Consider the following 25,295-nt stretch of genomic DNA (forward strand, 5'->3'; position numbering starts at 1 on the left):
CATGAGCACGATTAACCACCTTCTCAATACCCATTTCTCCGGCAAGGTTGTGCGCAAAGACCTAACCAAGCTGGTGAAGGGCAATGCCATTGTGCCTACCTATGTGCTGGAGTACCTGTTGGGCCAGTACTGCGCCACCGACGTGGAAGACACCATAGCGGAAGGCGTGGAGAACGTGAAGAACATCATCGCCAAGCACTTCGTGCACCGCGACGAGGCGCAGATGATAAAGTCCATGGTCCGGGAAAAAGGCACGCACCGTATCATCGACAAGGTAGCGGTGAAGCTCAATGACCGCAAGGACGTGTACGAGGCCGACTTCGCCAACCTGGGCCTGAACAAGGTGGTCATTAGCGACCTGATAGTAAAAGACCACAAAAAGCTCTTGTCCAGCGGGGTGTGGTGCATTGTCACCCTCGGCTACATGCCTTCCGACGAGCGTGACGTGTCGCCCTGGATTATCGACAATTTAAAGCCAATACAGATTGCCAACATTGATGTAGAAGAGTACAAGGCCTGCAGGAAGCACTTTAACAAAGAAGAGTGGATAGATGCTTTGTTGCAGTCTATAGGTCTCAACCCAAAAGAATTCTCCTTTCGCTCCAAACTTCTGCAACTATCCAGACTAATTCCTTTTGCCGAAAACAACTATAATCTAATTGAGCTGGGTCCGAAGGGTACGGGTAAGTCGCATATTTACTCCGAGATGTCGCCGCACGGCATGCTTATTTCGGGAGGGGAGGTGTCCAAAGCCAAGCTCTTCGTGAACAACACCACGGGCGACATTGGCCTGGTGGGCTATTGGGACGTGGTGGCCTATGACGAGTTCGCCGGCAAGGACAAACGCGCAGACCGTGGCTTGGTGGACATCCTGAAGAACTATATGGCCAACAAGTCCTTTTCGCGTGGCACGCAGGTATACGGCGCTTCCGCCTCCATGGTATTTGTCGGCAACACCGACCACTCCGTGCCCTACATGCTCAAGCACTCCGACCTGTTCGAGGCTCTGCCAAAAGACTACTACGACACCGCCTTCCTGGACAGAATACACGCTTACCTGCCGGGATGGGAAGTGCAGAAGCTGCGCAACGAGATGTTCACCTCCGACTACGGCTTTATTGTGGACTACCTGGCAGAGGTGCTCAAAGAGCTGCGCAAAGAAGATCATACCTACGCCTACACCGAGTTCTTCGAACTCTCCGACACCATTACTACCCGCGACAAAACAGCCATCTCCAAGACCTTCTCAGGCCTAGTGAAGGTGATTTACCCTGATGGCAACTTCACCAAAGAAGAAGCCCGCGAATTGCTGGAATTCTCCATTGAATGCCGCCGCCGCGTAAAAGAGCAGCTACGCATTATGGATGAGACATTTGAGAAAGTTGATTTCAGCTATACCTGCAAAGCCACTGGCACGAAGAAGGAAATCCAGACACTGGAGATAATCGAGTACGGTCCTAAAGAAGAAAGCCAGGAACCAGCTTTTGATACCACCACAGCTGAAAAGCCTGTAGTGGATAAGCCAGAAGCTCCGGTAGTAACTCAGCCAGAAGCCGGACAGAAAATCATCCGCGACAACCAGAGCGGTATCTCCTATGAGAAGCTCTTCGGCAAGCACTTGGTCGGCGCTACGGATATTCGCTTAACTGACCCCTACATTCGACTGCCCTACCAGCTGCGCAACTTCATGGAGTTCACCGCGCTTATTGCCAAAGTAAAAGAAGAAGGGCAGGAGGTAAAGCTACACTTGGTCACCAACAACAACGAAGACTACCTCGAGAACGCCCGCGAAGCTTTCAAGGAAATAATCGATTCACTGGAACCACTGGGTATCTTCTTCTCTTTTGAGTTTGACGACAACATACATGATAGGTCGATTGAAATGGACAATGGCTGGAAAATCGTGCTGGGCAGAGGGCTGGATATATTTCAGAAGACAAATGGGCGCTGTGATATAGCTGAGTACTACCAAGAGAAGCGGTTGTGTAAGGCTTGTGAGATTACTTATTTAGATGTGCAATTAGGTTAATACACCCGTTCTACTGTAGATCTTATGCCTACTGCGAAAGTAATATTTCAGGGGGGTGAGAGCAATTATTTGAATTAAGATATTTACATTGCAAGTAACATATAATCAAATAATTATGAATAGTATAGCCATTAAGTACGCAGAGTTTCAAAAACTACTATCCCAAATTTATCAAAAAACTAATGAGTCCTTCAAAGTAAGAGTATTAGAATATGATTTTGTAAATGCTTTTCCTATAATCTTCTCAAATGATACTGCTGAAATGGTAGACAAGCCAGATAATTTCGAGCTTAATGATGAGATATTCAGCCGAGTTCAGGATGCTTTTGTTATGGTATATAGGTAGCTCAAACTTACTGTAGTAGCTATTGCTGGAAGTAATTTAGTCTTTTTATGTCAAGAGAACCATTCCACAAAATGGTCGGACTGTGTTGAAAAGTGGCAAGTTAAAGTATCTTTACTTTTCTTCTTCTCATTGCTATTTAGTGGTAAGATAAAGAAGCCTGTAGGTAGAGCTTTATCTTATACACTATCTTGTTTTTGAAAATCTAGTAAAGGTGAATTTGATTTAAGATAAAGAGGATGTTTGGGAGTGCCATTTTTATTGTAGCCTATACAATATGGAGAATGAATCAAACCTAGAACTTCTTTATCCCTGTTTTTTAGTACACCATGATTACCCCACATCAATATAATTTTCGTTGCGGTCTCAGAATATTTTTTAATGTATTCATCATTGTCATTTCCAGTAGGGTTGGGGGAATGATATAAGGTATTGGGGTCAGTAGCTCTTAATGCAAATAAATTTACAATATAGAATCCTCCATAACCCCAAGACTTAGTCAGCTTTATCAGCTTTTTTATTGTAGGGTCATCTGTTCTGCCATCTGCATAACTAGGGTTAAGGCCAATAAAGGTTACGTGCTTCAATTCAGAATCCCAAATTCTCCAAAGTACATATCTATACCTCTCGTCTTTAGAAATGACAGCTGCTTTTTCCATCAATAAGCTTTAGTTAAAGCTAATATTATTTTAGCTGTATAAGCCTTTAGAATTGATAAAATCTATTAGAAGGATAATGAGAAAGAAACTCATCATAGTTGCGGGAATAAATTATATTTTTTCTAAGCCGTTTGTAATATTTCTTCTTATCAGATAAGAAATCATTGAATGATAAAAGAGTTTGATGACCAAACAATAAAGAAAAGAAGCTTAATCCAAGTGGTAAAAAACAAAAGCCAGCAACATCATCCCAGAAGCTTCCTGCTCTAGGTTCAAGTAAAATAATGATAATGCCTAAAGGAATTGTTACCATATTACTTTTGAAGATCCAAGATAATATAGGAAACTCATCACTAAATTTTGCTTTAGGTTCAAAAGCAAAGTTTGGATCTGCTTTTAGCCTTTCCTTTAACACATTGAAAACAGTTTCATCTATTAGGGTAGGTGGAGTAAAGTAGTATGTTGTTATAGTATGCGTTGCCATAAAATATCTTATAACTGGAAAATTAAATTCCATCTAGTAATTCAAATTGAGGGAAAGTGGATGTACTAAAAAACTGTGTTTTAAGATCCACAGAATAACTTTTTGAAATAACATCCTTCTCCAGGTACTCTTCTATATCAGGTAAAGCATCCAGTATGGTTTCATCAGATAAGCTAACTTTAGAGCGTATAAGCTTAAAAAAGCTTATTTCACTGTATTCAACGCTCTCATCTGCATTTATAGTCCTGACAGCAGTATTAATGATTGCCAGCTCTTCCTCATCATTTAATACAGTCTCGCTTAGTTCTTTTAAATACTGTTTAAGAAAATCATGACCTTGATTATTTAACTCATCGATTAACTTATTCAACTCATTTTGAACAGAATCTTCCTTAACTAACTCTTCTTCCTTGTTTATCTGTTTTATTATTTCTATTTCTCTTGTATCAATATGGCCATCACAAGCCGTACAGGAGAAGGCTGTCTTAAATAGCAGCTTTTTAAAGTTAAGATTGTTCATAACAATTGTGTTTACTTAAATAGATGATGTTTTAAATCCTATTGAGGACTGTGTAGGTTGAGATGCTGTATCTCCTTCTAATTTTTTTCGCATCTCCTCATGTTTCTTTATTTCAATCCATGAGACCGATGGTTTAACAGATTTGATTACATCGAGAACTATGCTTTGTGTAATTTTTGATCTTGCTTTCAAAGCAACTCTGGCTGCTTCGTTTATCAGGAATTCAATATCACTTGATACATAATTAGCTGTAGCATCAGCAAGCAACTCATAGTTTATCCCAAAATCTAATGGTCTGGATTTTAAGTAAAGTTCAAACATAGCCTTTCTTGCATCATGATCAGGAGGTGGCAAATAGATTATTCTATCTAATCTACCTGTCCTCAGAATTGCCGGATCTATTTTATCTGGTCTGTTTGTTGCTCCAATGACAAATATGCCATCCTTTGAGCAGTTTGACATTTGAGCAAGGAATTCATTAACTTCAGAAGCATAACTATGGCTCAAATCACCTTCTCTGTTAGGGAGCAAAGCATCTAGCTCATCAATGAAGATGATGGATGGAGCATTCTCTCTCGCTTCATTAAAAAGTTTTCCAATTTTCTCTTGAGATCCATGTACATAGATACTTGCAAGGTCTGAAGGTTTGATTGAGATAAAATTGAAACCTACCTCCTCAGCTAACTTCTCAGCAAAGAAAGTTTTTCCACATCCAGGAGGCCCATACAACAACATACCATTAGGTATTGTGAGTCCATATTCCTCATAAAGCTCTTTTTCCTGCAAAGCTTTGATAACAGAATCGTTAAGTAAGTCTTTCAACTCGTCCATGCCAGCAATTTGGGAAAATCCACAGTTTTCTTTTAATGGAGCTTCTTTACCTTTGGGATTAGAGTTGTCATTAAAGAATATTTTTTGTTCAGAAACGATTTCTTCACCCTCGGATTCCTGGCACAAAGCATCAATGAATTCTACAGCTGACTGGAATCTTTCATCGGTATCAGGATTCAAAGCTTTCTTTAGAACTCTAGGAATAACTTTATCTATTTTTGTTCCACTATCTCCTGATATGTTCAAAAGCTTTAAGGGCTTATTCCTCTCTGCTATTAATACATCTTCTAGTTTAACTCGATCTGCCTTATAGCTTGACAATTCTTTAAACCAAGGCGGTATGCCAAAGAGAAGATGGTAAAGTAGAACACCTATAGAATAGAGATCACTTTGAGGTGTAAATATTCCATTAAAGCATTCTGGGGCTAAATAGTAGGGGTTTAGATTTTCTCTTTCAACTTGCTGTTCCATTTTTCTAAACAACCTTGAAAAGCCAAAATCTATAATGACAGGTTTGGGTGCCGCTCCTGATAAATCGAGCATTATATTATGAACAGTAAGTTCATTGTGAATGATAGTATTCTTAGCATTATGGAGGCTCTTCAAGCCATTTAGAACTCCTAAACAGATTTGTATTGCGTCATAGCTACTTAAAGTATATTCTCTTTTAAGCTTATCTGCCAATGTTTCTCCACTTATGAATGGAGTTACAATGAAAGAGTACTTTTGGTTACCTTCACTTATTTGTCCACTATCAATATAGCTAATAAGATTAGGGTGTTTGATTTTCTTAACTATTACTTCTTCAAGGATCTTACCTTCTACATCAACTTGGCTTCTATCAAGTTTTGAGCAGTTGATAAGCTTTAAGAACAGGGTTTCACCATTGCTATTTTTTACCCGGTATGACTGTGCATATTTACCTTGCTTGAGAAAAAAGACAACAGTGTACTTATTATCAATTATAGCACCTTTAGGAAATACTACTTTCGTCGTCTGCTTCATTTCAACCTTTTAGTCTCTTAGTGATGGCGTAGTGGATTCTACTGGCTATTTGAATGTAAGTAGACATGTATTTCTGTAGAGAAGCTCTCTCTACTAATTTAACCAATGAGAAGGGGAGATGTAATAGCCACATTAAAACTCCAATAAGACTCATTACTATCATCGCTGCTATTCTAAAAGTAGAAGTAGCACCATAAGCATTTACTCCCGGCAATGATTTCAAAAGTTTTGAGCCTAAAAGGAGCCACAGGGTATTAGATATTATAACATAAGCAATAATAGCTAATACCCCGCCTCCAACATAGTTTACTATCCAGTCAGGTAGCATCAAGCGTACTGCTTTTCTCTAATTTCAGATAACATGAAATCCCTTGCTTCACCAGGCTGAAGCTGCATGATAAGTTTTTCAGCCTGATCAAGCTGATTGCTATTCATTTTCTTTACCGCTTGGTCTATATAAGTTGCCTCAGCCGTAGCTAGATCATATTTTGAAGGGTTAGATTTTATTCTTACAATAATCTCTGTAGCTGACATACTTCCAAATTCTCCAGATCCTATAGTTTGCATCGTCCCACCATTTGCGTTAGATTTAGCTTTTTCCCACTGGTCGTTCATCCATCCGATACCTTTAGCAGTCTTTTCCATGACCTTTCTGCTCTCATCCTGAAAGTCTACTTCCCGGCCAGTAACTTTACTTGCTCCTGCCTTCACTAAATAAATTATTCCGCTTATAAGCAGCATAACTATTACTAGTACTAATCTTCCCATTTGTAATTATTTTAATATGATGAAATATAAAATTCCCACTCGTAACTCATACTACTAGATAAGACTTCAGCACCATAATCTGGAATTACACCAGGTGCTGAAGCTCTATACTCATATTTACCGGATGGTACTGTTATACTTCTACTCTCTTGAGGAGAAAAGGAGTAAGTGTTGTTACCCATCTTTAAAGTAAGGGTTTTAGATGTATTGTTACGAATCTTTATTTCTGGATTTACAGAAGAACTTGTACCAGATGGAGTAAATATGCCTTCCGTATTTTTAGGAAGCATTTGGCCAACTCTTACATATGAGCTGTGTATATAGCCTTCCTTATTTGTCTCAACATCTATAGCATTATAGAACCCATCATGAGTAGATAAGGATACAATAAATAGCGTAGAGCCCTTTGGTAAAGACCTTATAACAGATGAATTTGTAGTAGCATCTGAACGGAAATTTACCTGGCTGGTAGCATATCCTATATAAGATTGTGCATATGCTGTTACCGTAACTATGGTAAGCAGGAAGACTAGTAGAATTAGTTTTTTCACCTTCTATTATTTGTTATAGAGTTAAAACATCATCATCCCCAGAAGGCTTCTCAGAAATTGGAAGTAAATCATAAAGATCCAATATAATTGGCCTTAAAGCTTCTTCTGATGGCTGATCTCCTATAATTTGTAGTCCTTGATTAATAAGCTGTCTTGCTCTTGATCTATCTTTCCAATGTAGGGTTTCAAAATCTCGGTTAAATGACCTGATCATACCCATCATTTGATAAATAAGAGTTAGATTAAAAAATAAGCCAGAAACTTCTTCAAGAACAGCTTGTCCATTTTTAACATTCTTATCTCTGATTACCTGATCAACTTGTTGACGGAGTTGATTTACTAGTAGGCTAGTTTTCTCATTGCCGAGCTCTTTATTGGCTTTTTCAAGCCTTTCAAACTCATCTTTAAGCTCTGCATCAAGTTTAGGCCATTCTGTTGCATCGTTCAGTTCATCGATTTTTTTAAGTGATTTACGCAAGCCTTCAAGAACTTCTTTTTTACGATCAGCATCTCCACGTCCTTGCTCAAACCTGGTTGTTAAGTAGGAGAGTTCTTCTTCTAGCTTTGTTAATTCGATAGAACTTGTGTGGTCATTACTTTCCAGTTCTCTGACACTGTTTTTGGCTTTTTTTATTTCCTTTTCCAGCCATTCAGCACTAATCTCTTTTTGTACAGTATCGGATGGTACTACAATTTCTATAGTATGGTCTAAATATGGGAAATAGGCTGTACCCGTTACTCTTTCAGAGTTGTCACAGGATAAGGTCAAGTCTACTTCGCTTCCTTCTGGGAGAAGACCAGGAATATCGTCGCCTGTTACAATTACGTCATAAACATGCTCGTTATAAATTGCTCGTGAACCTGCAGCCCCATGAGATCCTTGATAAATTGGAATCTTAATAGAGTCTGAAGAATTACCAGGTCGCAATTGTTTTTGAGTCTTTAATCCATTTGCAACACCAGTAACTGGTAAAGACTGATTTCTTTCAAGGTTTCTGATAGGGTGAAAAACTACTTTACCAGATGAACGCTGCTTAATCTCTATTCCTATATCGTATGGTAAAGTAGCACTGCCGATTTTAGATCCTTGAATAATCGTAAACTCTCCTGGTTCATTTGGAAGAAGAGTTCCTTGGTCATCATAAACGAAAACGGTGAAGGAATTGGACTTTCCTTCATTTAGCTTCACTTCTACAATTTCTCCTTTATCATTGATCTCTATTTTGCCACTAGACCAAGCTTTATCCCCTCTTACTACCTCTGCAAATAATCTTTCAGGAATCACACCTGCTGTTTTTTCTGTTAGAACTTTTATAGCTACAAATTCCTGCATCTCAACAGTAGTAGCCTCATAAGCTAAATTTAACTGTATCTTGGTTTTGTCCCTTGTCTCTTCGATGAGTTCATTGGAAATATTAATAGTTGAGGCATATAAAGCAGCTCCCTTAGCAACAGCCGTCATAGGATCTGTGGTAGTATCAAGCTTGCTTGTAATTTGCTCTTGAAGCATTTTTCTTAAAATAGGAGAGTAGGTAGGTCCTCCTATGAGAATTAAAGAGCTGAGATTGTTGCCTGTTAAATTATTCCTTTTTAAAAGACTTAGACATATATCAATTGATCTTTGGAAAATTGGAGTAAAAATTCTTTCTAAATCATTATGTGTAATTTTTACATCAAGTTCTAGAGGTTCACCATTATCATCCTCACCATAATCTTCTCCTAGATCTGTTAGTAGGTCATGAGATTCTTTAAATGATAGCTGGATCTTTGCTTCTTCAGCTTTGGCTTTCCAAGCATTTCTCAACTGTTCTTTTTTTTCTATATCACTAACTATGTTATCAAGATCAAAATTTTCTACTAAATAGGGCAGAATGAATTCATCAACTAATGCATAATCAAGGTTCTTACCTCCTAAATAGTTATCACCCTCGGTATCTATAACTTTCATAATACCATCTTCAACTTTTAGAAGAGCAGCATCAAAAGTGCCTCCACCGAAGTCGAAAACGAGCCAAAATCCATCTTTATTAGCATTACCTAACCCATATGCCATAGAAGCTGCTATGGGTTCTTGTAATAACTCGCAGTGTTTAAACCCAGCAAGTTTGGCAGCTCTAGTTGTAGCATCTTTTTGGTTAATTGTGAATTTTGCAGGTACAGTAATTACAATTGAATTTACCTCCTCGTCAGTAACAAAAGACTTTAATGTTTTAAGAACTTCAGCTGATAGCTCTTCTGAGTTTAAGTCTGTGCATAAATTTGAGCAATGGTACATTTTGTCTGTTCCCATTGTTCTTTTAAATTCTATGAAGGTGTTAGGTAAATAATTTCCTGTGCTGTACGCCGTACGCATATCTTTATCTAAAAGTGTATATGCACGGTCCCCTGCTATCAATGCTTGTTTCCTGTTATAGTGTATGCAGGAAGGCATTGTATCTTTTAATGTGTCTGTTTTTTTGATTATAGGCTCACCGTTTTCAATTCTAGCTATTGCAGAGTTAGTAGTTCCTAAATCAATACCGTAATCAATTTTTACTCTTCCCATTGTATTATTATTTGTTTTCAATTAATAACTCTTCACCGTATGCTACTACAACCTGTGCAGCCTGTATCATCTGACCTTTATAGTTAATTTGTGGTTTTATAACCCTTTTTATCAATTGCTGTCCTGGAGCAAGTTTTTCATCAAACTCCATAGTTGCAATAATTTTCATTCCTTCATCATAGGGCTTATTAAGCATCTCAATGATCTCATATCCATTAGCCTGGAAATTATTGGATATAGCTTTAACTGCTCTATCAAGCTGTTTTAAGCCTTTTGTAGTAGGATCCATGTGGCTTAAATTCATTTGAATTCTCGTAACCTCATCTGCAACTTTTAATGCTAAGGAGTGATCTAGTTCTTCGGTTTTATTAGTAGTGTTAGTTGATGAGGCGCGCTCTTCCTTCATGATATTTACTTGTGAAGCCAGAATCTCTACCAGTTTATTATCTAGCCTTACGCTCTCTTCTTCTAAGGATTTTTGAACACCAGCAATTTGTTGCTCAACATTAGTTTGCCCCGCTGATAGGCGCTTTCTTAATACTAAATAAAGCAATGCAGATAGGAGAGCAGTAGCAAATAAGCCTATAAACCAATAAAGAGTTTTCTGGCTAACTGAACTATTTAAATCTGCTAGATTTTTAACAGTGTTTGTTTCAGCCAGTATTATTTTATTATCTAATTCAGAAGATTTTGTATCAAGGGTAGAAGAGGTAATAACAATAGAAGCAGTATTGGCCTTCGTTATATCACTTAAACTATCTATTACTTGTTGTTGATTCTTTAAACCTTCATTCAAGCTTAGTATCCTTTGCTCTAGCTTCTGGTTGTTAACTTTAACAAATTGAACCTCTTTTTTTAAGGCAGGAATTTCCTTAATCAAGGTTGTGTCCATTTGGGACTGTGCTTCTACCTTTAAGCTTATTAAGGCTAGCGCAGTTATAAGTAATGCTTTCATTATTATTTTATTATTTTAATTAGTTGGTCAAGTGATGTCCTTATAATCTTGTTGATGGTATTACTATTCTGTAATCTATCGACAAGTTTAGGTGAGTAATGGTAATATGTCTTTATAAATTGCCGACCTGCCGCGCTTTGTGACAATACATTGTCTCTGAAACGTCTAAGTTCTATTACCTGCGGATGGTCGTAATCTCCGTAAGCCATTGTAGCAATATAGCAGCCACTACCACTACTTGTTTTTGACCGAGGTTTTGAAACTTGGTCCATTTGCGATTTAACACTTTGCAGAGTTTGCTTATTAGAATTATATCTTGTCCTGACTTCAGGTGTCATATCTAAGCTGCTCAATAAATTAAGAACAGTTAGTGATTCTTCAACAACAGTGCTATGGGCAAGCAATAATATGTATTTAGAAGATGGGTCGTAAGAAGAAGTAATTTTATCTTGGGACCTATTAACAATAGAAACCAGCATACCTTGAGCATTTCCAACAATAGTGCTACTAATCTGTAGATACAGCTTATCGTAGGCTCCTAAAACCTGCTTGATATTTAATAGTCTTGGTTTACATGATACTATAAGGTCTTTTGCATTTTCAATAGAGTCTGGTAAATCATTAAACCTCTTGAGCTTTGCTGTTATAAAAACTAAATCAGTTTCAATTTTTTTCTGCCTATCTCGTTCTGGCTTGTCATCAATCCATTCCTGGATGTTCTTCGTGTTTTCCTCAACTCGCTGTTTGGCCTGAGAACCTACCGCAATGGATTTTGCATAGCGACATAAGGTAATTGCACCCGGTCCTGAGTCTATTGTATCACTCTCAAAATAGGCGTTAAAGTAATCAATACCACATTGAAGTATTTCTTTTGCTAACTTATCAGCTAAGAGCTGATACTGCATGTTTGAAACTCCTAGAAGCTCCTTTAGTGTTGCTAACTCTTCTTTTGTTTCGGCAAATAATTTTTTGCCTAGTGTATCACCTCGTTCAGGACTTTTCGTTCTTGCCTTCTTTGTTTTATCAATTTTAGCTTCGACACTATGTATATGCTTAGATGTATAGATTGAAGCTACATATTGTTTGGTGTTTGTAGAACCTAAGCTAAATAGATTTGAAACTTCACTAATGTTTATTCCTCCTGGTTTGTTGATAAAGGGGGTAAGATAATTAGTAAGAGCATCTATAAAAGTTTTGACTTGCTCATGTGAATTTGGTTGATAGGTTTCATCAGCAACATGTGTTATGAAACTTGTTAATGCATCAGATTCAAGCAGACGTAGTTTATGGCCAATAGCATCTCTTAGTAGGTCATTATTTAGAGAACCACCAGAAAATGCCAAAGCAAGTTTTAGGGTGCCTAAGTTGTTAAAAGCAGAAAAATTTCGACTTGTTACTTCTCCATATATGGTTTTAGACCATATATCAATGGCTTTAGAGGTATCACCATCTTTGAGATGATTTAAAGCTGGCTCATCTAAGTGGCTTGCATTCGAAAACCAAAACAGCGCGTGCTCAACTTTGCCTTGGTTTTGAACAATCTTTGAGAAAGAGTCATTAATTAGGTTCTCATTTCTATTGATTGCACCAATTATAGGAAAGTCTGTGTCAAAAGAAATTTCCTTTCCAACATTTAGGTAAGCATTAATTTTTGATTTTTGTTTTTGAATCTCTTTTTCGTTAGATCCGGCAAGTATACCTGTGACTCTGTAAGGATTTGTTTGTATTGATAGCATGGAATGAAAATTTAATCTCAATTAAGAGAAAAATATCTATATATCCATACACTAATTTAAGTTTTTAGTGAATATTTTATACTAAAGATGTAGTGAACAATTATGCCTTACAAATAAGACTCTGATGGCTTATGAGTAACATGAGGAGCTGAAGACCTATCTTACTCAATTCTCCAAACTATATTTACAGTCTCCGCCATATCAATGTCATCCGGTTCAAAGTCTGGGGCAGCATCGTAAGTGGTCATCATCTCAGACTCGTAAACAGGGTAGTCATAGCGCTGGGAGCGGATTGTCAGTTCTCTGTAAGAATAGTCGATGTCGATGATCTCTTTCAGTTCTACGCCTGTAGCTTGTGCTATAAGCGCTGCGTTTTCCTTAGCCTTTTCGACGGCGTTAAGGATGAGTTGCTGTTGGTGCTGAGTCGCATCCCTAACTCCAAAGGCAATGCTAAAGTCCAGGTTATCCAGTTGCTTTGCGATCTTGTTGAGCAAGGTGTTGAGTAGCTTCTTTTCCAGGGGCAATTCTAGTTCCAGGTTATGATTGGCTTTATAGCCGTTGAACTCATACTCCTCCGTCTTTTTGTTCCGACTGGTGTCTTTGCGGATGCTGAAGTCTTTTGTCTTTAGGTTCTTCCGCTCAATCCCCTCTTTTTCGATAATAGTGCGGAGCTCTTCCACTTTCTCGTTCAGGGCAGTGACAGTCTTTTCGTATTCCCACTCATGCGCTGAGGCGTTGAAGGAGAGGAGGATAATGTCGGGTGTTATTGCTAGTTTCCCTTTGCCCGTGATCTGCAGTTTTCTTTCCATAGTTTGTAGAAATTAATTAGAAAGTGAAGCTTTGTTCTTTAGTAGCTTTCAGCTGGTGAGGGATACAGCACCGCTAGCTCTGGCTTCAGGTTTTCATTACTTACCACTATCGCAATTTGTCCAAAGTCAGTACCTAGTGCTTCAGCTTCCTCTTTGCTTATACCAGCGACAAAGTAACTCTCTTCACCTGGTCAATTCCCATCACGTTTCTTGCCTTCTCCTTTGCAGACTTTGTAACCTTTTAGCTGGGCTAGCAACTCCTGCTGCTGCGAGTGATTATACTCATCCTTCTGTGGGAATGAAAGCGGATTCCAGGCAGTGAGGTAGGCCCACGAAGTGATGTTCTGCTGCTTTAGGTAAGCGAGCAAAGTAGAGTTCTCTTCGTCTAAACGGATCACCACGGTTCTGTCGCCATCGGTGAAGCTGTAGTCGGTTTTCAGATAAAAAAAAAGCTCTGCAGATAGCTTGGGAGGGGCTGTCATTAATTTATAGATCAGGTAAAGAATTAAGTTTATATTAATTTACCTAAATGTACTATAATTTGAATGCAATTCAACACATAAAATGCTAGAATGACTGCAATTCAGCCGCAAAGGCTAAAATAAATCCTTTTAATCATTCTCTAAGGTGCTCTGCTGCCGACTAGGGCCTATTGAATCTAGATTGATAGTCTAACACAGAATGCTGTTAGTGGTAAGTTATTTCCTGAAGGTAAGCGTCTCCTTATCCACTTCACTCAAAAGTTCATCAGAACCATTAATTCTGGGATCAAACCAGTTTAGCTTATTCTGTGCCCATTTTAGCCAATCTTCAAGTTCTTTAGAGGGGGTGCCGGAAACTTTACTTTGCTGCTTAACCGCAGCTATATACTCCCGGAGCATCTGAGCCTTAAGCCATCTCTTGGCTTCTTTGAGCAGCTTCTTGAATTTCAGCAGTTCCTTTACTTTCAGCGCCTCTGTCTCTTTCTGAATTCTTTCCTTCTCAAGGCGAACTGCGTATTCTTTCTCTCGGATTATTTTCTTCTCTTCTTCCTGCTTAGTTACCAGTTCGAGATGCGCTAAAATACTTGAGAGCTTTTGCTCTAACGGAACTTTTCCGTCTTGCCACTCTTTTAAGTTCCAATACCTGCCTGTCTTGAGGATCAGCACACCGGTTGGGGTGTAGTCATAGTTGTACTCCCCGGGCCTGATTTCCTTTGAACGCTTAAGTTTTTCTCTGATAGAGACTTCGAATTTTTCACTGCCCATTATTGCAGAGGTGCCCCAGCTACTTACCTCAAGCTTATGGCCTCTTGCCTGGAGCGCCTTTATAAACGTGTCCATAATCCGTAAGGCGCGACTCAGGTTGCTCTTTGAAACGCGTATGTCAATGAAATCAAGCGAAGAACTTAGGAGCCCGGTCGAGCGATATGTCCAACTCTTTTGCTCCATATCTGCTTTTACCGCAGCGATGAGTTTGTCGGGGTTGGTTAGACGGGCAGGAACATGAAGCACATGTTGAAGGTCCTTTTCAATTTCCTTCTGTAATAGTGCAACAGGGGATAAATGCTCTGCCTCTGATGCCTTTTTCTGAGCTTCCTTATTCAGGTTTACTTCCTGTTCTCCTGAGTGGCTGGAGGGCAAAGGTGTTGGAAGTACAGTTTTTCCATTTCGGATCTTTTGCCAGTGACCAGCCTTTGGCAGTGGTATCCCCATCCTTTTACAGATCTTGCGAAGTTCATAGTCAGAAATGCCACACTTTTGAGAAAGAGTGGTCATTGGCTCTGACCATACCTGTACGTATAGGTCCTGCCTCTTAAGAACGATTGATTCCATCAGCTAAAGTATTTATTTCCCTCTTAAGATAAAGACTTTTTAAACAGAAGGATAGTTTAATATAATTTGGTGTACAGTAGGGAGTTACTGTTATTCTACAGGTGCTTTTCCTGCTTCCCGAGCTAACGCGTAGGAGGAGTGATGAACTGTTCTTGCTTGCTCTGAGGCCAAACATCATGATGAGCAAAGGGCCTTGCTAATGACTCCCCAAGTAGGCTTTAAAAACTGTAAGTCACTAGCGCTAACCCGATAGCCTGTATGTTGCCTCTGAACATACTCCTCTCTACACTAAAGCAAAAGCCCTGTCAAAGTGCAACTCAAACACGTAATTGGTTGGTGTGGGATATGGTGGAATGCTAGGGCAGGAGCTGTCGTGATGGTAGTCCAGAAATTAAAGCAGGTCCTGTACATATCTACATCTCCAGTGTCCCATCTTATTCAAAACGAAAAATGTAGCTCGTATTTTCATTTTTATAAACAGTATAAAGTTCTCTTATAGTGGCTAATTCAATATATAGTAAGATAATATTGAAAATTAATATATTATATTGTACGCGTCTTAAATATAAAATTTAACAGAATCAATTATGTGGTCAGATAGTGAAACCACCAATGATCTGCTAGGCTTTCGAGTGCATGCAGAGTTATTGGAGGCATTGGTAATGGATGACGCCATTTTGCCAGTAACCATAGGAGTATTCGGTGATTGGGGAAGTGGTAAGTCGAGCATCATGAGAATGATGGAAGCTCAGTTGAAGGATGTTGGAGATGACACCGTCTGCCTTTATTTCAACGGCTGGGTGTTCGAGGGATATGATGATGCCAAAGCCGCCTTGTTGGACTCTATCCTGAAGGTTTTCGATGATGAGCAGAGGTTTGGGATTACCGTCAAAAAGAAGGCTACCCAATTATTCAAATCCGTTAACTGGATGAGGGCTATGGGCTTAGGTTTCAAAAACGTAGCCATGCCTTTGATAATGGCATCAGTAGGCGGGCCTGTTGGGATGGCAACAGCATTTTCAAGCATGCTTCCATCAGGGTTTGGTGAAAGAGTTGCTGGGTTATTCAAATCAGGCGAAGGTGCCTCTGAGGATGGTAAGGAAGATGCATCCGCAGGCAGCGACTCATTGTTCAATGAGCCGCCAGAAGAAAAAGCTATGCTCGTGCGAGAGTTCCGAGATAGGTTTTCAGAGCTTATTGCGGAGACAAAGATCAAACGACTGGTCGTCCTGATAGATGATTTAGATCGGTGCAGCCCAGAGAGGCTGATTGAAAACTTAGAGGCCATAAAACTGTTTCTGAATGTGCCAAATACAGCCTTTGTCATAGGAGCTGATCCACGGATCGTGAAGCATGCAATTGAATACCGCTATAAGTCACGTTTAACCTCAGATGACCCAGCGAACGCTGATGCTAGAACAGAGCGGATAAGTGACCAGTTCGTAAAGGACTACCTAGAGAAACTGATCCAGATCCCATACTATCTGCCACGGCTGTCTGATCCAGAGGTAGAGACTTTCCTTTCACTCCTGTTCTGTGAAAAGCATCTTGAGAAAGAAGCATACCAGAAAGTGCTGGGAAATTTCAATGAGTATCGAACCACTAATCGATACGGAACCTTTGGGTTTGGTGAAGTCACAACTTTGCTAGGCCAAACAGACACTGGTGAGCTGTTGAATAACGCACCTTTGATTTCAACATTGTCTCCGGTAATCGCTGAAGGGTTGAAGGGTAATCCCCGCCAAATTAAAAGGTTCCTAAATTCATTCACGCTACGCACACGCTTAGCCAAGGTAGCCAAAATAGGCACTTTCAGGCTTGACGTCTTGGGTAAGCTCATGGTGCTTGAATATATTGAACCAGAACTATTCAGGAAGGTATATGATTGGCAAGCGGTGCAGCATGGAGAGCCTACCGAACTAGCCGAGCTTGAGCAGTTGGCGAGTGATTCAAATTATGAAGAAATGGGCACCAAACACGGAGCTATTTGGAAATCGAATCGATTAATACGCTGGCTGCTGGTAGAGCCTAGTTTGACTGGTGTTGACCTCCGTGACTACTTCTGGCTTTCCAGAGATCAGTTGTCTACTAGTATAAATGGAGCATCTTTAATCCCGGCACATATTAAAGATCTATCTGGGGAATTATTGGCATATGGCTCGAATTCAATTCTACGTACCATAGCACAGAAGGCCGTTTTATCACTTACAGAAGCAGAACAAAATCTCCTTTTAGGTATGCTTAAACAAGAGGTTATTAAACGGCCAGAGAATTTAAAGGGGCACCGAATTTTCTTTGAGTTGATAGATTTGAAAATGACTAATGCGTTGACTCAATATTTAAGTGCGTTGGAGAAAACCAGCCATCTTGAGATACCTTTCAGTCTCTACAACGATATAGAACTGATTGGAAAAAGAACGCAAGAGATTTTAGTACTAGAGTCTGCTTATGATCCTAAATCAAATATAGGCAAACGTATACTTAACAAGAATAAGAAGAGGTAATGGGAACTACACAACGTATAGTGCCTGGCGTTACAGGGGAGCCGAACTGGGGAAGTCTATCACACGGTGTCACAACGGTGGCGGGAACGGTCGAGAAAGAGAAGAACGAAGCCGACAAAGAAACCCCAGATGCAGCTAAACTTAATCAACTGAGTACGCGAAAAGCTGAGCAGATAAAGGTCGCCGCCTCACGGCTAATACTTGCCGCTGGTGGTAGAGCTTCTGTTAAGTCAGGTCGGTCTTCCACAGTTGGAAAGGCGGGAAGACGCGGAGCAAGCCGGTTGGCGTCCTTCTTTTCAATCGTAGGAACAGGGGGGGTGGCCGCAGCGATCTCCAATGTTAATTTACCATTGGCCAACCTTGCTGGCCTTTCTGTTGACGAGATAATCCAAAAGGTGATTCTTTACTGTTCTGACGGTAGCACTGGGATGGACGAGACTGCTGCGAATGCAGCATGCAACCACCTTATGCAGCAGTTAGCCGAGCAGGCGGCTACCCCTGAAGCTTTCGAAGTGGCCATTCAGGAAGCTATAACCGATAAAGGTGTGGAGTTCCTGCTGTGCGAATACTTCGGATTTTACATATTCGAGCACCTTTCCCAGAGGTTTCAGGAAAAGATAACACAGGCCAGAGGACAGGCGGTATCAGCGGCGACATTCAATGAGATAAAGCTTGACATTGTTGGACGGGTACACGTGATCGGTGCTAGCAGACCAGTATCTAGTATCAACTGGCAGAGTTCCCAAGGGCAGCAAATCATTGATGACATATTTGACAGTATATTAGGTATCTTCGAATGAGAGTAGAATTGAACATTACCTCGCCTACAGCCATTGATGTTGATGGTAACTTAAGTGCCAGTATTACATACAACGATCCTCGTTCCACACCACATCATCAGACACAGCGCGCGAATGTCTCCATGAGATGCTCTGAAATTTTGTCCTTTTGCGCCCATGCGCCTAGCAAAGCCTTCGATCTTTTCTTTCTGGCGGCATGTGCATATGGGATAGACAGATTAATCGAACGTCGACCGTATTCAACAGACGGCTGGTCTCGGGAGCTGAAGATGACGGTTCCTGTCATCGATTTGAGTGTTTGGAGTGGTAAAGAACAGGAAACAGGTAATATTCTCTCTTTCCTGACAGGTGATTATTGGGAAGTAGAATTCACACAAAGCTCCTTGGTGTTACCCTCTGCTGCTTCAACTCCACTGCCCAGCCCTAATATTGATCATGTGAACTTATTCTCAGGTGGCTTGGATTCTTTGATTGGCGCTGTTGACTTTCTTTCTAACGAACCTACAAAGAGGTTACTGCTTATCTCTCATTATGACGTCAACATGAATGGTCCTAAAGGCGATCAGATAAAGTTGTATGATGAGTTAACAAAGAAATATAGCCAGCCAATTGCTTGGAGTAAGTCAGTAGGTATTTATTTGGAGAATGCTACCAATGGCCAGCGTGAGAATACACTGCGGAGTCGCTCTTTGCTCTTCATCGCTCTTGCCGTGCTAGCCGCCAACTCCTACGGGAATGGCTTGCCAATTTGGGTACCAGAGAATGGTAGTGTCTCGTTAAACTACCCACTAAGCCCATCACGGCGGACGGCGTGCAGCACGAGAACAACCCATCCACGGTTGCTGAAGGACATCCGTCAACTGTTGACTAATTTAGGTTTGGCCAGTGACATCACAAATCCTTATGAACTAATGACTAAGGGTGAGATGGTAGAACAATGCGCAGACAGGCCATTTTTAATGGATGTCGTAAATCATTCAAATTCCTGCGGTAAGCGTGGTCACCGCAGAGGGTGGTTTCGCTCTGCCTCTCACTGCGGAGTTTGCATGCCGTGTGTCTACCGCCGAGCGGCACTTGTAGGCTACACTGACCCGACAACCTATGGAATTAATTTGGAAGAGTTGGAGTGGAATGCGACCCGCACACGTTTGGTTAAGAAACGCGGTCAGGATTTGGATGCCTGTTTGGAGTTTTTAGGTATGGATCTTAATAATAAACAAATACAAACAGAATTAATACTCAACGGGGTAAATGATCTGGATAGCCTGCCTGAATACTCACAAGTGGTAGAAAGAACCAGGGAAGAACTTAAGGATTTAATTAGGCAGAATCCTGATCAGGATATAAGGAAAAAGGCAGGTATTTTATGATAGATGCGCATTGTCATATTGACCTTTACCCTAACCCGATGGCTGTGGCGCACCGATGTGAGAGAGCAGGAGTTTTGACATTAGCCATGACTAACCTACCAAGTCATTTCGGCCAAGGTATGCGCCATTTGAAGGGATTTAAACATGTTAGGCTAGCTCTAGGCATGCACCCTCTTTATGTCGATCGACATAAAGAGGAATTTGCTCTATTTGAGAAATATGTTGACCTGACCTCTTACATAGGTGAAGTAGGACTTGATTTCAGTCGAGAAGGAATAGCAACTAAAGAAAAACAAAAACAAAGTTTTGAGTACGTTCTAAGAAAGGTGCACGGAAAAAAGAAAATACTTAGCCTTCACTCCCGTGGCGCCGAAAGGGAAACTTTGGACTTGTTAGTGCAGCACAAAATTGAATTTGCTATCTTCCATTGGTATTCTGGCTCTGCTTCTTTACTTCGAGAAGCTACAGAGAAAGGTTATTATTTTTCTGTGAACCCAGCAATGCTGCGTTCACAGAAATCAAAGTCTTTAATAGATCAAATTCCGCTTAATTTACTTTTGACGGAAACAGATGGCCCATTTATCCAGCATAACAACAAATTGTTGGAACCTTCAGATGTAGCTTTGGTAACTGAATATTTGGCGAAGCATTGGGAAATGCCCCTAGATAGAGTACAAGAACAGATTAGGAGGAATTTTGCTATGTTGATTGGGAATTTAAGGTAATTCTAAGAAGCCCTATAGTCGAGGTACGCTTTGTAAATGGCTTTTTAATAAAGAAGGTATTTTAGTACACCGGCAATTGCAACCTACTATAATATCGAGCTCATGTTACATATCTCCTGAATAGTATCATGACCTACTTTTTGTGATTAGAAATACTCAAACAGTATAAATTATGATAACAGGAGAGATGAAGAGAGTAAAAGCATTAAAAATCTTTTTTGTTACTTTTCTGTTACTCTGGAAATGAAAAAGCGGCTTAAACTGTAGTTTAAGCCGCTTTTTGCTGTTTACTCTGTAGCCCGTAGGGGAATCGAACCCCTGTTACCAGAATGAAAATCTGGCGTCCTAACCCCTAGACGAACGGGCCGTTCTGTCTAATTGTGGTGCAAATATACGGCTCTTTCATTAGATGCAAAACATACAGATAAATTTTTTTTGACTTAACCTATAAGTTGCTCACTGTCAGGTGAGAAAAAAATATTGGTTTTACACTATGGTAATTGTAACTTCGCACCATAAATCAAAACTCTCAAACTTAGATAATATGTCTAAAATAAAAGTTGCAATTAACGGTTTTGGCCGAATCGGCAGACTTACATTTAAGGCGCTGCTACAGAAGGAGAATGTAGAGGTTGTTGCTATCAACGACCTTACTGACACCAAAACACTGGCGCACCTGTTAAAGTACGACTCTGTGCACGGTCGTTTTAATGGCACTGTTGAGGCCACTGATAAGGGTATCGTGGTAAATGGCCAGGAAATCCAGATCACAGCTGAGCGTGAGCCTAAAAACTTGCCTTGGGGTGAACTAGGTATTGATGTAGTTTTAGAGTCTACTGGTCGATTTGTAGATGAGAAAGGTGCTGGCGGCCACTTAGAGGCTGGCGCTAGGAAAGTAGTTATTTCTGCTCCTGCTAAAGGGGATATTACAACTGTAGTACTTGGGGTGAACGAAGAAGTTCTTACAGGTGATGAGACAATAGTTTCTAACGCTTCCTGTACAACTAACTGCCTTGCTCCAATGGCGAAAGTACTGGATGATACTTTCGGAATAGAGAAAGGTTATATTACAACAGTACACGCCTATACTGCTGACCAGAACCTGCAGGATGCGCCGCACAGTGATCTAAGAAGAGCTCGTGCTGCTGCTTATTCTATCGTGCCTACATCTACGGGTGCGGCAAAGGCTGTTGGACTTGTGCTTCCACACCTGAAAGGTAAACTGGATGGTGTTGCAATGCGCGTTCCTATTCCGGATGGTTCACTTACAGACCTTACTGTTGTTCTGAAGAAGCCAGCTACGAAAGAAGAAATAAATGCTGCAATGAAGAAAGCTGCCGAAGGGGAAATGAAAGGTATCCTGGAATACACTGAAGACCCTATCGTATCTATCGACATTATCGGAAACACACACTCTTGTATCTTTGATGCAGAGATGACATCAGCTAACGAAACACTTGTGAAAGTTGTTGGCTGGTACGATAATGAGGCTGGTTACTCAAACAGAGCTGCTGACCTGATCACACGTATCGGTTAAGCAACAGCTTACACTTATAAGACAAAGCCCGTCCTGAAAAGGTCGGGCTTTTGTTTTTACTTTAAAAACAACTGCATTGGTAAAGTATAAGTATAAAGTGATAAAAGTCATCGTTTATATTCATAAATGACAATACTTTTATACTCATAACCGGCATTTATACTAAAAGCTAATCCAATGATAAGAAGAATTTTAGTCCCTACTGATTTTTCGGAGCACGCCAGAAACGCTTACGAAATTGCTTTAAGCATTGCCAGGCAAACAGGTGCGGCCATTAAACTACTGCATGTGGTAGAAATGCCTTATGCTACAAATTACAACATGTCTGGCAGCTTCAGTGCGACAGGTGATACAAGTTTGCCAAGCGATGGTATGGAGCAGGTGTATGTGATGCAAATGCTGGAAACGACAAAGCAAAACATGACAAGGCTGATCCGTTCTCTGGATCATGAAGGTATTGATGTAGTGGAGGAAGTGGTAGTAGACAGGCCGATCAGCAAAATAAAGCGAACAATAAAAGAGGATGAAGTAGACCTGGTGGTGATGGGGTCTAAAGGGGCAAGTGGGCTCGATGAGTTCCTGGTAGGTTCCAATACCGAAAAGGTGGTGCGCTCTGCCGACTGTCCGGTTCTAACCATAAAGCATCGTGATCCCGAGTTTATAGTTAAGGAGATCGTACTGGCCTCAGACTTTAAGCGTGAAGTGCGTTATGCAGTGGATCGCTTTATAGAGTTTCAGAAATTATTTGGAGCCAGGATTCACTTAGTATATATTAACACCCCCGGGGCTTTTGAGTCCAGCGGGAATCTGAGACAAAAATTAGAGCACGCCGCTCACAAGTATGGCCTGGAGAACTATACCATTAATGTGTACAACGATGTAATAGAGGAAGATGGCATCCTGCATTTCGCAAATGATATACAAGCGGACCTGATCATGATGGCAACACATGGCAGAACAGGCTTATCTCATTTACTAAGCGGAAGTATTGCCGAGGACCTTGTCAACCATACAAAAATACCGGTACTTACATTTCATTTAAAGTGAAGTGGCCTAAAGTACAGAAAAGCCCGGCATATGATGTGCCGGGCTTTTTTTATTGTCAGCCGGAAAAGGTAATTTTGCTACTTGGGTTTAAAACCTTTACCTATGAGCCTTCGTCCGCATATCCGCTTTATTGTAAATCCTGTTTCAGGGCCAAAGAGTCGTGTAGATGTGGCTGCACGTATTCAGTCTCTTTTAAACCACGAAAAGTTTAAACACGACATCGTTTACACTACGCATGCAGGTCACGCACCTGAACTTGCCAGGAAGGCGGCAGACAAAGGATATGAGATTGTAGTAGCTGTAGGAGGGGATGGTACAGTAAATGAAGTTGCCCAAGGCCTGCTGTATTCAGAAACTGCCCTGGCAATACTTCCGAAAGGCTCCGGAAATGGATTGGCGCGTCATCTGAAAATACCCATGGGTTTAGACGGGGCTTTGAAGGCACTGAACCGGGGGCAGATCTCCACTATAGACAGTGGAAGTATAAACGGACATGCTTTTTTTACTACTGCAGGTATAGGGTTTGATGCTTATATCAGTTCTGTTTTTGCAGGCAATAAAAAGCGGGGACTACAGACGTATGTTGAATTAGTAATGAAAGAAGTTCTCAGCTATAAGCACTTGCCTATAAAAGCCCGGATTAACGATAACTCATTTGATACCAACTGTTATGTAATGGCTTTTGCAAATGCCGCCCAGTATGGTAATAATGCCTACATAGCGCCCATGGCTGATATTCAGGATGGGCTGTTAGATGTTTGCCTTGTGCGTAAGCTGGATCTGGTGAAGGCTTTACACCTTAGTTACTGCATGATTACAAAGCAATTGGCGAATGTAGATAGTGCCGAGTATTTTAAAACAACGCACGTAAAAGTAGAAACAGAGGAGCCCATGATGTTTCACGCCGATGGTGATTACAAGGGTAAAGCAACAGATTTTGAAGTTGAGATGAAACCTCTGTCGCTGAAGGTGCTGGTGCCTTAAACTACTATACTTTGTAAGCGGTAAAGTGCAAGCAGGATCAATTGCAGGTTAAATAAAATAGAAAATGAAAGATAAGAATAAGAAAGGCCGTCAAGGTGTGGTATACTCCACCAGTACAGACTTTAATTATGAGTATGACCAGGAGCAGGAACAGGAGACCCTGCCTCCGCAGCAACAGAACCTGAAAGTAATGCTTGATAAAAAGTCCAGGGGGGGCAAGCAGGTAACGTTAGTGACCGGGTTTGTTGGCACCGAGGATGACCTTAAAGAACTTGGCAAGCTGTTAAAGAGCAAGTGTGGTGTAGGTGGCTCTGTTAAAGACGGCGAGATCCTGATCCAGGGCGATTTCCGAGACAAGGCATTGCAGGTGCTGCAAAGCGCAGGCTACAAAGTGAAAAAGGCCGGCGGATGATAAAAACAGCGGTATACCAGCAATTGAATGTAGCTGATCTCCCGCTGTTTGCAATATGAGTTTCTTTATACGAGGCGTCTAGTTCCAATACTCCCTGATTCTTTCCAGATCTTCAGGTGTATCAATGCCTATCGTTTCAAATTCGGTGATGGCGGTAGAGATGCGAAAGCCATTCTCAAGCCAGCGCAGCTGCTCCAGCGACTCTGCCAGTTCCAGCTCAGAAGGAGGGAGCTGTGTTATCTGTTCCAAGATGTCGGCTCTGTAGCCGTAAATACCGATGTGCTTGTAATATGTGTGCTGTTGGTGCCAGATATCATCAGGCACATTACGGCAGTAGGGTATAGGTTGACGGCTGAAGTATAAAGCCTCCTTTGCTTTGTTCAGCACCACTTTCGGAGCGTTAACATTAAACAATTCTTCGGCAGTTTCTATTTTTTTGATCAGGGTTGCCAACTGTGTTCGCGAGTCTTTAAAACAAGAAGCAACCAGGTCAATTTGCTCAGGACGTATAAAAGGCTCATCCCCCTGAATATTAATGATGTATTCAAAAGGGTGATCATACTGCTTATATGCCTCAAAACAGCGATCTGTACCACTCTGGTGATGCTCGGCAGTCATTACCGCTTTCCCCCCAAAACCTAATACATGTTCCAGTATGCGCTGGTCGTCTGTTGCCACTACAACATCCGTAAGGCTAGAGCTTTTGGCCTGCTCATATACCCGCCGGATCATAGTTTTACCTTTGATATCAGTTAATGGCTTACCCGGAAAGCGGGTGCTGGCATAGCGGGCAGGTATAATTCCAAGTACATCCATAGTGGTAGTGGGTTTAGTTGGTTTTTAAAGCGGTCATGTGTTAGTCAAAGT

22 protein-coding genes, 1 tRNA gene and 1 pseudogene are annotated in these 25,295 nt (G+C 40.8%); 9 read left to right on the forward strand and 15 right to left on the reverse strand.

Annotated features, from left to right (window positions below; all coding sequences use genetic code 11):
- The first annotated feature begins 1 nt into the window (after position 1).
- Complete coding sequence (brxL, locus tag ACSX1A_RS03250; RefSeq protein WP_439882181.1) at positions 2-2,029, forward strand: BREX system Lon protease-like protein BrxL; 2,028 nt, start codon at positions 2-4, stop codon at positions 2,027-2,029.
- A gap of 522 nt (positions 2,030-2,551) precedes the next feature.
- Here the strand turns inward: brxL and ACSX1A_RS03255 are convergent.
- From ACSX1A_RS03255 to ACSX1A_RS03315, 13 genes and pseudogenes are all read right to left on the reverse strand, one after another.
- Positions 2,552-3,031 (reverse strand): DUF1643 domain-containing protein, encoded by a 480-nt coding sequence (locus ACSX1A_RS03255; RefSeq protein ID WP_439882182.1) that lies wholly within the window; start codon positions 3,029-3,031, stop codon positions 2,552-2,554.
- A 46-nt stretch (positions 3,032-3,077) separates the two neighbouring features.
- Positions 3,078-3,515, reverse strand: coding sequence for a hypothetical protein (locus ACSX1A_RS03260; protein ID WP_439882183.1), 438 nt, complete (start codon positions 3,513-3,515; stop codon positions 3,078-3,080).
- A gap of 22 nt (positions 3,516-3,537) precedes the next feature.
- Entirely contained in the window at positions 3,538-4,035 is a 498-nt protein-coding gene (locus tag ACSX1A_RS03265) for a hypothetical protein (protein ID WP_439882184.1), read from the reverse strand.
- Positions 4,036-4,050: 15 nt separating this feature from the next.
- Positions 4,051-5,871: an AAA family ATPase gene (locus ACSX1A_RS03270; RefSeq protein WP_439882185.1), complete on the reverse strand. Its 1,821-nt coding sequence runs from the start codon at positions 5,869-5,871 to the stop codon at positions 4,051-4,053.
- A gap of 1 nt (position 5,872) precedes the next feature.
- A complete protein-coding gene (locus ACSX1A_RS03275; RefSeq protein ID WP_439882186.1) occupies positions 5,873-6,199 on the reverse strand; it encodes a hypothetical protein in 327 nt (108 codons plus the stop codon).
- Positions 6,199-6,639 (reverse strand): hypothetical protein, encoded by a 441-nt coding sequence (locus ACSX1A_RS03280; RefSeq protein WP_439882187.1) that lies wholly within the window; start codon positions 6,637-6,639, stop codon positions 6,199-6,201. Before ACSX1A_RS03280 ends, ACSX1A_RS03275 begins: the two co-directional genes overlap by 1 nt.
- Before the next feature lie 11 nt (positions 6,640-6,650).
- Positions 6,651-7,190, reverse strand: a complete 540-nt coding sequence (locus ACSX1A_RS03285; RefSeq protein WP_439882188.1) for an SH3 domain-containing protein — start codon at positions 7,188-7,190, stop codon at positions 6,651-6,653.
- Between the two features lie 13 nt (positions 7,191-7,203).
- A complete protein-coding gene (locus ACSX1A_RS03290) occupies positions 7,204-9,735 on the reverse strand; it encodes an Hsp70 family protein (RefSeq protein ID WP_439882189.1) in 2,532 nt (843 codons plus the stop codon).
- Between the two features lie 7 nt (positions 9,736-9,742).
- Entirely contained in the window at positions 9,743-10,690 is a 948-nt protein-coding gene (locus ACSX1A_RS03295) for a hypothetical protein (RefSeq protein ID WP_439882190.1), read from the reverse strand.
- Between the two features lie 2 nt (positions 10,691-10,692).
- Positions 10,693-12,426 (reverse strand): CFI-box-CTERM domain-containing protein, encoded by a 1,734-nt coding sequence (locus ACSX1A_RS03300; protein WP_439882191.1) that lies wholly within the window; start codon positions 12,424-12,426, stop codon positions 10,693-10,695.
- A gap of 161 nt (positions 12,427-12,587) precedes the next feature.
- Positions 12,588-13,235, reverse strand: coding sequence for an SIMPL domain-containing protein (locus ACSX1A_RS03305; RefSeq protein WP_439882192.1), 648 nt, complete (start codon positions 13,233-13,235; stop codon positions 12,588-12,590).
- A gap of 38 nt (positions 13,236-13,273) precedes the next feature.
- Positions 13,274-13,717: pseudogene (locus ACSX1A_RS03310) on the reverse strand (DUF3293 domain-containing protein).
- A 216-nt stretch (positions 13,718-13,933) separates the two neighbouring features.
- Positions 13,934-15,049: a hypothetical protein gene (locus ACSX1A_RS03315; protein ID WP_439882193.1), complete on the reverse strand. Its 1,116-nt coding sequence runs from the start codon at positions 15,047-15,049 to the stop codon at positions 13,934-13,936.
- 587 nt (positions 15,050-15,636) lie between these two features.
- On the opposite strand from ACSX1A_RS03315, the gene ACSX1A_RS03320 reads away from it, so the two are divergent.
- The 4 genes from ACSX1A_RS03320 (at position 15,637) to qatD (ending at position 20,448) form a co-directional block, all read left to right on the forward strand.
- On the forward strand, positions 15,637-17,553 hold the full coding sequence (locus ACSX1A_RS03320) for a KAP family P-loop NTPase fold protein (RefSeq protein ID WP_439882194.1): 1,917 nt from the start codon (positions 15,637-15,639) through the stop codon (positions 17,551-17,553).
- Between the two features lie 77 nt (positions 17,554-17,630).
- Complete coding sequence (locus tag ACSX1A_RS03325) at positions 17,631-18,353, forward strand: hypothetical protein (protein WP_439882195.1); 723 nt, start codon at positions 17,631-17,633, stop codon at positions 18,351-18,353.
- Positions 18,350-19,723 (forward strand): Qat anti-phage system QueC-like protein QatC, encoded by a 1,374-nt coding sequence (gene qatC, locus ACSX1A_RS03330; protein ID WP_439882196.1) that lies wholly within the window; start codon positions 18,350-18,352, stop codon positions 19,721-19,723. The genes ACSX1A_RS03325 and qatC overlap by 4 nt, the downstream gene beginning before the upstream one ends.
- Positions 19,720-20,448: a Qat anti-phage system TatD family nuclease QatD gene (qatD, locus tag ACSX1A_RS03335; protein ID WP_439882197.1), complete on the forward strand. Its 729-nt coding sequence runs from the start codon at positions 19,720-19,722 to the stop codon at positions 20,446-20,448. Before qatC ends, qatD begins: the two co-directional genes overlap by 4 nt.
- A gap of 295 nt (positions 20,449-20,743) precedes the next feature.
- Here qatD and ACSX1A_RS03340 read toward each other — a convergent pair.
- Positions 20,744-20,815: transfer RNA gene (locus tag ACSX1A_RS03340), tRNA-Glu, on the reverse strand.
- Between the two features lie 177 nt (positions 20,816-20,992).
- On the opposite strand from ACSX1A_RS03340, the gene gap reads away from it, so the two are divergent.
- The 4 genes from gap (at position 20,993) to ACSX1A_RS03360 (ending at position 24,428) form a co-directional block, all read left to right on the forward strand.
- Positions 20,993-21,985: a type I glyceraldehyde-3-phosphate dehydrogenase gene (gene gap / locus ACSX1A_RS03345; protein ID WP_439882198.1), complete on the forward strand. Its 993-nt coding sequence runs from the start codon at positions 20,993-20,995 to the stop codon at positions 21,983-21,985.
- Positions 21,986-22,162: 177 nt separating this feature from the next.
- The gene (locus tag ACSX1A_RS03350) at positions 22,163-23,032 is read left to right on the forward strand and encodes a universal stress protein (protein WP_439882199.1); all 870 of its coding nucleotides are present in this window, start codon (positions 22,163-22,165) and stop codon (positions 23,030-23,032) included.
- 102 nt (positions 23,033-23,134) lie between these two features.
- On the forward strand, positions 23,135-24,016 hold the full coding sequence (locus ACSX1A_RS03355) for a diacylglycerol/lipid kinase family protein (protein WP_439882200.1): 882 nt from the start codon (positions 23,135-23,137) through the stop codon (positions 24,014-24,016).
- A 64-nt stretch (positions 24,017-24,080) separates the two neighbouring features.
- Positions 24,081-24,428 carry a translation initiation factor gene (locus tag ACSX1A_RS03360; RefSeq protein WP_439882201.1) on the forward strand — a complete coding sequence of 116 codons (348 nt, stop codon included), beginning with the start codon at positions 24,081-24,083 and terminating at the stop codon, positions 24,426-24,428.
- A gap of 78 nt (positions 24,429-24,506) precedes the next feature.
- On the opposite strand, the gene kdsB is transcribed toward ACSX1A_RS03360, so the two are convergent.
- Positions 24,507-25,244, reverse strand: a complete 738-nt coding sequence (gene kdsB / locus ACSX1A_RS03365; RefSeq protein WP_439882202.1) for a 3-deoxy-manno-octulosonate cytidylyltransferase — start codon at positions 25,242-25,244, stop codon at positions 24,507-24,509.
- Positions 25,245-25,295 lie beyond the last annotated feature (51 nt).

Source organism: Pontibacter sp. MBLB2868, assembly GCF_051904785.1.
In the GTDB taxonomy this organism is placed as follows: Bacteria; Bacteroidota; Bacteroidia; order Cytophagales; family Hymenobacteraceae; genus Pontibacter.

Excerpts from the sequence above, each read along its gene's own strand:
- ACSX1A_RS03355 (WP_439882200.1), top strand. The coding sequence starts at position 23,135 with ATGAGCCTTCGTCCGCATATCCGCTTTATTGTAAATCCTGTTTCAGGG.
- ACSX1A_RS03270 (WP_439882185.1), bottom strand. The coding sequence starts at position 5,871 with ATGAAGCAGACGACGAAAGTAGTATTTCCTAAAGGTGCTATAATTGAT.
- ACSX1A_RS03315 (WP_439882193.1), bottom strand. The coding sequence starts at position 15,049 with ATGGAATCAATCGTTCTTAAGAGGCAGGACCTATACGTACAGGTATGG.
- ACSX1A_RS03360 (WP_439882201.1), top strand. The coding sequence starts at position 24,081 with ATGAAAGATAAGAATAAGAAAGGCCGTCAAGGTGTGGTATACTCCACC.
- ACSX1A_RS03320 (WP_439882194.1), top strand. The coding sequence starts at position 15,637 with ATGTGGTCAGATAGTGAAACCACCAATGATCTGCTAGGCTTTCGAGTG.
- ACSX1A_RS03275 (WP_439882186.1), bottom strand. The coding sequence starts at position 6,199 with ATGCTACCTGACTGGATAGTAAACTATGTTGGAGGCGGGGTATTAGCT.
- ACSX1A_RS03290 (WP_439882189.1), bottom strand. The coding sequence starts at position 9,735 with ATGGGAAGAGTAAAAATTGATTACGGTATTGATTTAGGAACTACTAAC.
- ACSX1A_RS03280 (WP_439882187.1), bottom strand. The coding sequence starts at position 6,639 with ATGGGAAGATTAGTACTAGTAATAGTTATGCTGCTTATAAGCGGAATA.
- brxL (WP_439882181.1), top strand. The coding sequence starts at position 2 with ATGAGCACGATTAACCACCTTCTCAATACCCATTTCTCCGGCAAGGTT.
- qatC (WP_439882196.1), top strand. The coding sequence starts at position 18,350 with ATGAGAGTAGAATTGAACATTACCTCGCCTACAGCCATTGATGTTGAT.
- gap (WP_439882198.1), top strand. The coding sequence starts at position 20,993 with ATGTCTAAAATAAAAGTTGCAATTAACGGTTTTGGCCGAATCGGCAGA.
- ACSX1A_RS03350 (WP_439882199.1), top strand. The coding sequence starts at position 22,163 with ATGATAAGAAGAATTTTAGTCCCTACTGATTTTTCGGAGCACGCCAGA.
- ACSX1A_RS03300 (WP_439882191.1), bottom strand. The coding sequence starts at position 12,426 with ATGCTATCAATACAAACAAATCCTTACAGAGTCACAGGTATACTTGCC.
- ACSX1A_RS03255 (WP_439882182.1), bottom strand. The coding sequence starts at position 3,031 with ATGGAAAAAGCAGCTGTCATTTCTAAAGACGAGAGGTATAGATATGTA.
- kdsB (WP_439882202.1), bottom strand. The coding sequence starts at position 25,244 with ATGGATGTACTTGGAATTATACCTGCCCGCTATGCCAGCACCCGCTTT.
- ACSX1A_RS03305 (WP_439882192.1), bottom strand. The coding sequence starts at position 13,235 with ATGGAAAGAAAACTGCAGATCACGGGCAAAGGGAAACTAGCAATAACA.
- ACSX1A_RS03265 (WP_439882184.1), bottom strand. The coding sequence starts at position 4,035 with ATGAACAATCTTAACTTTAAAAAGCTGCTATTTAAGACAGCCTTCTCC.
- ACSX1A_RS03295 (WP_439882190.1), bottom strand. The coding sequence starts at position 10,690 with ATGAAAGCATTACTTATAACTGCGCTAGCCTTAATAAGCTTAAAGGTA.
- ACSX1A_RS03260 (WP_439882183.1), bottom strand. The coding sequence starts at position 3,515 with ATGGCAACGCATACTATAACAACATACTACTTTACTCCACCTACCCTA.
- qatD (WP_439882197.1), top strand. The coding sequence starts at position 19,720 with ATGATAGATGCGCATTGTCATATTGACCTTTACCCTAACCCGATGGCT.